A 6,913-nucleotide genomic window follows, 5' to 3' on the forward strand; every position below is an offset into this window, starting at 1 on the left:
CCTATAAAGTATATAAAGTTAGTCAGTATATTTCATGTTAGCTGAAATCGCTGTGAATAGTATCGAAGTTGATATTATGCTCAACTTCGATACGGGTTCAGGGGAACGTTAAGGATTAGTTTTGGTACGGGGTATTTTCTGCAAAGTATTCATGGCTATCGGCATTTTGAATCGCTTGATTTGGGTTGGAAATCGCAAGGCTTTTCGCTCCAGATTGTCCATAAACGATATCATCAGTACCCGCGACAGCATTAAAGTGACTTAACTCGTGGACGATGGTGCCTGCTCGTGAATCTGTTCCTAACTCGTTTGCGCTCCAGAATGCGCGGCATAAGTAGACTTTATAAGGCTGGTTTGGGTATACATAGGCAAAGTAAGATTTGTTACAGCTACAATCGAACGTGAGATCTTGGTTATCGATAGCATCATTAATAGCGTTGAAGTTAGATTTTACCGTAGCGTAGCGGCTATTCGTCGCTGTGCCAAACCACGTTTGGTAACGCGTTGATGGGTTACTGGCTGAGTGGCTGTTAAGATAGGCAACTGAATTATTGGTAATTTGGTCTGCGGCATTCAATGCAGATAAAATACTGGTTTTTTCGCTGTTGCTACAACGACCTGTAAAACAAGTACCGTCGCTACAGTCAGCTGCGCCCGAGCCTGGTTTCGCATTAACTTGAACATTTCCTTTGCTCATTGCAACGCCTTCGAGCCAAAGACTAACTGAATTAGAGCTCAGTTCCGCCACAGTTTGGTGTTGTAATGATTGCTGACCCATCATTTTACGGTCTATCTTTTGTACCTCTTTTTTTCCGAAAAGATCAAAAGACTCAACATCATAGCTTATTTCATAGTTGCCTGGCTGACTTAAGTCATACAGTCCTGAAAGCTCAAATGATTTGGTTAATGTTTCGCCTGACTTTAGTTTGATGAAGTCTGCTTCTGTTGGTGCCGGGCGTTTGTAGTGGGGGCCGAAAAAGTTAACCTCTTTACCATCACGGGTAATTTTAAAAATATGCTCTTCTTCAAGGTCGGTGTACCAGCTCAATATTTTTTGGTTTCCCTTCCCTTGGTTCGTGATATTGAGGGTCGCAATCACATCGCCATTTCTTTTCGTGTCAACATCTACGCTGACTGTAAGGTTTTTATTCATTGCTTGAGCGTTGAGCGAAGCAGAGATTGCAGCAGCAAGCAGGCCTGTAGATAGTGTACGTGATAGTAATTTCATAGTTTCTTCCTGTTGAGGTCTCTTCCTTTCTTTTTGTGATAGTCACACAAGGAGGAGTGTACATGTTGTCATTTTATTGTCAGAGAGGATTAATTTTCTCTTCACTTTTAATTAACAATATAATATTCGATGTTTCAAGTAGAATTTTTCAAGTAGTAACAAAAAGGAAGCTAAAATAAAATTACTAATAATTTCAGATAAATGTAATGTTGTTGAAAAGTATGGATAAGTTTTGTTCAAATTGGGATGAGCTTGATTTGTGAATAAGTTGTTTCATTCACGTTGGTTTACATTAGCGTAGCTGGAGACAGTATTTAAAGCGGGTAAATGGGTTGGCACTGAGTCATATGGGAAGTTTTCAGTGCCAAAGTGCGCAATGTTTTTAGAGATCAGTAATGATTTCTTCAATGGCCAAACGAGACTTAGGCAGCTTGGCATTAAAGTCGTTTTCATCTTTATAGCCAAGTGCAACCAACGCTAACGGGTCGAAACCTTGTGCCGTTAACCCCAATTCCTTACCTAGGATCTCAGCATCAAAACCCTCAATTGGTACAGAATCTATTCCCAAAAGTGCCGTGCTCAGTAGGAATTGCCCCAAGTTTAAGTAAACTTGTTTGCCAGTCCATGCTTTGATTGCTTCATCGCTAGTTTGATTTAAACCAACAAAGTAACGACGGCCATTGTTCATTTGTGCTTCGATTTCAGAGCCTTTTTCAAATCGGCCATCGACGCTTTCTTTAGCTAGCACTTTATCTAAATGTGCATCATCGATATTTTGTTTAGCTGCAAATACAATAACATGTGACGCGTTAAGTACTTTGGCTTCATTAAATTTGTAATTCTCTTGTGTGCTTTTAGCCACTCGATTTTTGCCAGCCTCTGTACTTGCGATAACAAAATGCCATGGCTGAACGTTGGTACTAGATGGGCTCAGCCTTAGCACTTGCTTAAGTAGTTCAATATCTGAATCACTAATTTTTTTATCAGGATCAAAGGCCTTTGTGGAATAACGATTGTTGATTGCATCGCGTAATGTGTACATATCAGACTCCTAAAATTGCTTTCAAGAGATAATAGGGTTTTACATAATCAATAAAAAGATGATAATGAGCTAAATAGTTTCAAAAATTTTTTGAAAATGAATACACAAGATTTAATCGTCGTGATGAAAACGGCTCAGCTTGGCAATATTAGTGCGGCAGCGGCGCAGTTAGATATGCAGGTTGCCACGGCGAGCGCGGCGATAAAGCGGGTGGAAAAACAACTTGGCTTTCAACTCTTTGTGCGCTCTACGCGCAGCTTAAGGTTATCAAAGCAAGGTGAAACTTACTTGCCAATTTGCGAGCAGGCACTGGCACTTTTGGATAATGGCAAAAAACAGGTGCTTGATAACGACAACGAAATTGACGGTGAGCTAAGGTTAACCGCACCGTCAGATTTTGGTCGTAATATTTTGTTGCCGTGGCTAGACGAATTACTGGATGAATACCCTAAACTTGCCCTGAAACTTATTCTTAATGATCACAATCTCGACTTCTATCGTGACGGTGTTGATATTGCGCTGCGCTATGGTGCGCCTGAAGACAGTAGCTTCTACGGCTTTAAAATCTGTGATGTGCCACTGCTACTTTGTGCCTCTACGGAGTACTTAGAAAAACAGGGCACGCCAAAGGATCATGAGGAATTAAGCGAGCATCAAGGGCTATTCTTTTTGATCAGAGGCAGTAAGTTTGATACGTGGAAACTGACGAAAAATGAACAAACTTACAAAGTGGTGCTTAAAGGGCGTAGAACCAGTAATGATGCGGATGTGGTAAAGCGCTGGTGTGCGCAAGGTGCGGGTATTTCATTGCGATCCGCGATAGATGTTGCAGACCAACTAGAGCAAGGCGTGGTGCAAAGTATATTAAATGACTACCGCGTTGAATGTAAGCCGCTGTGGTTGATCTGCCCGTCAAAGCAAATGATCAACCCAAGCGTGAGAGTGCTGCGCGATAAACTAAGAATGTACTGCCAAGCGCTTGTAGAAAAGGCCGAGCGGTATAAATAACGCACTAGGGCTTGACTGAAGCTGTATTCTTAGGCTTTTCGGGTAAGTGGGTTGGGTAACCAAATAGCGCCAACCATTTGCTCTTTAAGGTGTTTGCTTGTGAAAAGCAGTGGAACATATGACGCCACTGAGCAAAGTTAACCTCTAAAGGGGTCTGCTTTGGTGCCGCACCTCTTATTCCATAACAAATTGTGATGTCCTCACGCTCCTCAACAAAGGTGCCAAAAAGCTTATCCCAAATGATCAGCACCCCAGCAAAGTTTTTATCTATATAGTCAGGATTACTGGCGTGATGGACTCTATGGTGGGAAGGCGTATTAAAGATCCGCTCAACCACTCCTAACCTATTAACCGTTTGTGTATGGACAAAAAATTGAAAAGCCAAGTTGATTGCGACGATGGCAAATACCAAGGTTGGGGTAAATCCAATAAGTATCATAGGCAGCCAGAACAGCCACATACCGACAATAGGGTATAGCAAGCTTTGGCGAAATGCGGTGGTAAAATTCATGTTTTTCGAACTGTGATGTACTACGTGTGCACTCCAAAGCCAGTGAATACAATGTGATGCCCGGTGAAACCAGTAATATAAAAAATCTTGCAAGATAAACCCAAAGAGCAAAGTGAAGAGATTGAGTTCGATTGTGAATAAGGCAAATTGATGAAGCCAGTAAAAGAGCGGCATCAGCACAAGCAAAGCCAGCGCGTCGCTACCTTGATGGAGCAACGCAAGTAGGGCATTGAGTATTGAGTCTCGCCAATCATAGTATGCGCGATGCTTAATATATTCCCAGGCAACACAAAGTAAAAAGACGGGACTGAGTGCCAGCAAAATTAGCGATACATCAATCATATACAGCTCCTTCTTTAGCCAAAGCTTTGGTACTTTATATGTACAAGCGTAGCGGGTTAGTCATTGACAATCCTGCCAAACTGCGCCAACAATTTGTCCAAATACGACAAAAGGAACTGCAATGCACTCCACTTCGTTTGTATATTTTTATAGTGCGTGGGTATATCTCCATCACCATTTTACCGATGACAAGAGACTGCAAGGCGAGTTTGCTGAGCTAGTAGCGTCACGGCCTGAACGTGTAACACTCATTGAGTATGAGCGGTTGCTTGAGGTAGGGCGGGAGCTGAGCGGCGATCCCTCAATTGGTTTTGAACTGGGTAAAGCCATTCAGTTGCATGACTATGGAGCGCTTGGTTACTTGGTCGAAACCAGTAAAGACTTGCAGCAGGCTATAACCTCATTATTGCATTACGACGCCATTGTCGCCGATATTGGCCTCGCCGTATTCACAAGTGATAGCGACAATGCCAGGTTAACTTGGCAACCAAAAACCTCGCTGGGTAAGCAAGCCATTTTGCGCAATATGACCGCTTGGGTGAGCGCTGCAAGGCAGCTTTTGCGATCAACTTTATCGCCTAACCAACTCCAGCTTAGCTTTAGCGTGTGTGACTCAGAATTGCAGCGTTTGCAAACGTGGTTTGGCTGCCCCGTTTCACAAAACTGCTCTGACAATGCACTGTTGTTTCCGTTAGACTTTCTTACCATGCCAGTCGCTACCGTCGACAGCCTAATGCACGAACATATTGAGCAAGCGGTTGCTAAAAGCGTATCAGCGCTCTGTGATAATCATGATTTAAAAGCGCGTGTTGCCAATTTACTGGCGGCAAAGCACTCACTGGCTGGAGTCAACCAAGCAAGTATGGCTAAGGCATTAAACATGAGTGTGCGTTCGATGCAGCGTAAGCTAAAAACACAACACACTAGCTTTAGAGCTTTACTCGACCAAGAGCGAAAGCACAGATTTGAGCAACTCATTGGCAACACTAGATTGCTCGATATTGTAGACGCGCTTGGTTTTACAGAGCAAAGTGCGCTGAATAAGGTTTGTATAAAATGGTACGGGAAATCACCGTCAAAACTGAAGGGAAGAGCTAAAGGTGAGTAAGTTTTGATTTGTTAGTCAAATTCCCAGCTTCGGTGCAAATAGGTATTGGGTGTTATCGATTTCCTATTTACGAATCCTCCTGACTTGGCTTGTTAGCACTTTTCCAATCCATTTCAACTAAGCCGAACAACGTAATTTCAACGTGAGCTTTAACGCTACTTGGAGGAACTATTATCGGCTTGTTTTTATATTTTTTGATTGTAACAGTTCTAATTTCACTATACTTTTGCTTCAGTGGGTACTCTTCATCTAATTCAATACTTTGCTCGATGTTAAATAAAATATGTACTAACTCATTATCCTCTACCTTGCTAAGATACTTAATACTTTCCGTGGTAACGCCAGATAATGAGCCAGTATAGAGTTGATAATAATCAACGAAAAAATATTTGACCAAATCTCCAACCAACCATTCGGATAGATCTTCTTCTGGGATTCCCATTGCAATAAATTTATTTTTGAATTCAGCCTTACTTTCTTTATTTAGATGCCCTTTTTCAAAGCGTATTTCAATAAAATCAGATAGAGTCAATTCGTGATTTTTTGTGTATGCAGAAACTTCAATAAACTTTTCTACATTCTCATAATCTTTTGTAAGAACAGCTTCCAAGTACTCTTTTGCCAACTGGATAGATTCGTTATTTGCTTGCACAGAAAAACTCCCTACTATTAATAGATCGCTGACACCCACCTCAAATGAGTGTGTTCTAAAAATATCACTTAAGTTTTAATACTGAAACGTAGTGATAGGTGTCATTGTTCCATTTTTGAAGAACGTTAATCAAGCCAATTCAATTTGGTTTTGGCTGCCAATATAATGACTGTGCAAACCTAAAGCGGGGCTGCTACCTGGCAACCCCCTTGTAGTTAGTACTTTCTACGATTGATAGAGAAAGTAACCGCCGCATCACCATTATTCAGATCAAAAGAGTTGAGCTTTCCTGAGCAGATAGCACGATCACGGTATGATCCACCCTCATTTTCAGCAATCACTTTTTGCGGCACCAATTTTGCCACTACGGTAATCCTTCATGACCACCAACCTGAAATGACAACGAGGCGCAATGCTGCTATCGGCAAACTGATACTCAAGGTCAACAATGCGAACAACACTTGGATAGTTGCTCAGCACACCAAAACGATCTTGAGTTTTTGCAGGCAAGTGTTGCCAGTGGTGCGGGAGTGTATCGAGAAGACTCAGCATCATTGCTAGTCAGCTTAACGTCGTAGCCGCTCGTATCATTTTCGATAGTGACACAGGTGTTTGCCATCGCTGAGCTACTTAAGACCAGTGCTGAAACCAGCAAACCTTATTAAATATAAATTAATCCTTTATATTTTATTGTGATCAAAACTCCCAGTTTCATAGGGAGTTACAGCAGAAAGCCCCCCATACCGGTCCTTTTTAATAGCTAAATTTGATAGGGAGTCACCATCTAGTTCTATTTCGGTGCCTATTTGACCAGCGTTGAGCCCAAGCTGCTTGCCCAGCTGCTCCATCTCTTTTTCCATCTGTGGCAAAACTTCTGTTTTTAGCTGTTTTGCCGCCTGAGCATAGCGCTCTTTCTCTTCGGCGGAAGAAGCGTTTTGGGCAATTTGCTCAAACTCAACAATACTCTCCTTGGTCCCTTTTACATCACCAACCCGGAAGTTGTAACCAAAATACATATCCAT

Annotated in this window: 8 protein-coding genes; 2 read left to right on the top strand and 6 right to left on the bottom strand. The window is 42.0% G+C overall.

The features are described 5' to 3' along the window. Nucleotides 1-115: 115 nt before the first annotated feature. Nucleotides 116-1,228 carry a M35 family metallo-endopeptidase gene (locus CEX98_RS14735; RefSeq protein ID WP_099642809.1) on the bottom strand — a complete coding sequence of 371 codons (1,113 nt, stop codon included), beginning with the start codon at nt 1,226-1,228 and terminating at the stop codon, nt 116-118. Nucleotides 1,229-1,610: 382 nt separating this feature from the next. After that, entirely contained in the window at nt 1,611-2,270 is a 660-nt protein-coding gene (gene nfsB / locus CEX98_RS14740; RefSeq protein ID WP_099642810.1) for an oxygen-insensitive NAD(P)H nitroreductase, read from the bottom strand. A gap of 96 nt (nt 2,271-2,366) precedes the next feature. Here nfsB and CEX98_RS14745 point away from each other — a divergent pair, with 96 nt between their 5' ends. Beyond that, entirely contained in the window at nt 2,367-3,278 is a 912-nt protein-coding gene (locus tag CEX98_RS14745; protein WP_099642811.1) for a LysR family transcriptional regulator, read from the top strand. Between the two features lie 4 nt (nt 3,279-3,282). Here the strand turns inward: CEX98_RS14745 and CEX98_RS14750 are convergent, their stop codons facing one another. Next, nucleotides 3,283-4,131 carry a sterol desaturase family protein gene (locus CEX98_RS14750; RefSeq protein WP_099642812.1) on the bottom strand — a complete coding sequence of 283 codons (849 nt, stop codon included), beginning with the start codon at nt 4,129-4,131 and terminating at the stop codon, nt 3,283-3,285. A 121-nt stretch (nt 4,132-4,252) separates the two neighbouring features. On the opposite strand from CEX98_RS14750, the gene CEX98_RS14755 reads away from it, so the two are divergent. Beyond that, entirely contained in the window at nt 4,253-5,239 is a 987-nt protein-coding gene (locus CEX98_RS14755; RefSeq protein ID WP_099642813.1) for an AraC family transcriptional regulator, read from the top strand. 67 nt (nt 5,240-5,306) lie between these two features. On the opposite strand, the gene CEX98_RS14760 is transcribed toward CEX98_RS14755, so the two are convergent. The 3 genes from CEX98_RS14760 to CEX98_RS14770 all read right to left on the bottom strand — a co-directional run. Continuing rightward, complete coding sequence (locus CEX98_RS14760) at nt 5,307-5,891, bottom strand: hypothetical protein (protein ID WP_099642814.1); 585 nt, start codon at nt 5,889-5,891, stop codon at nt 5,307-5,309. Nucleotides 5,892-6,221: 330 nt separating this feature from the next. Continuing rightward, complete coding sequence (locus CEX98_RS23300) at nt 6,222-6,446, bottom strand: hypothetical protein (RefSeq protein WP_242441719.1); 225 nt, start codon at nt 6,444-6,446, stop codon at nt 6,222-6,224. A gap of 125 nt (nt 6,447-6,571) precedes the next feature. Further along, a partial coding sequence (locus tag CEX98_RS14770) for a hypothetical protein (RefSeq protein ID WP_099642815.1) occupies nt 6,572-6,913 on the bottom strand: 342 nt, incomplete at its 5' end.

The sequence above is a fragment of the Pseudoalteromonas piscicida genome (assembly GCF_002744175.1).
Lineage (GTDB): Bacteria > Pseudomonadota > Gammaproteobacteria > Enterobacterales > Alteromonadaceae > Pseudoalteromonas > Pseudoalteromonas piscicida_B.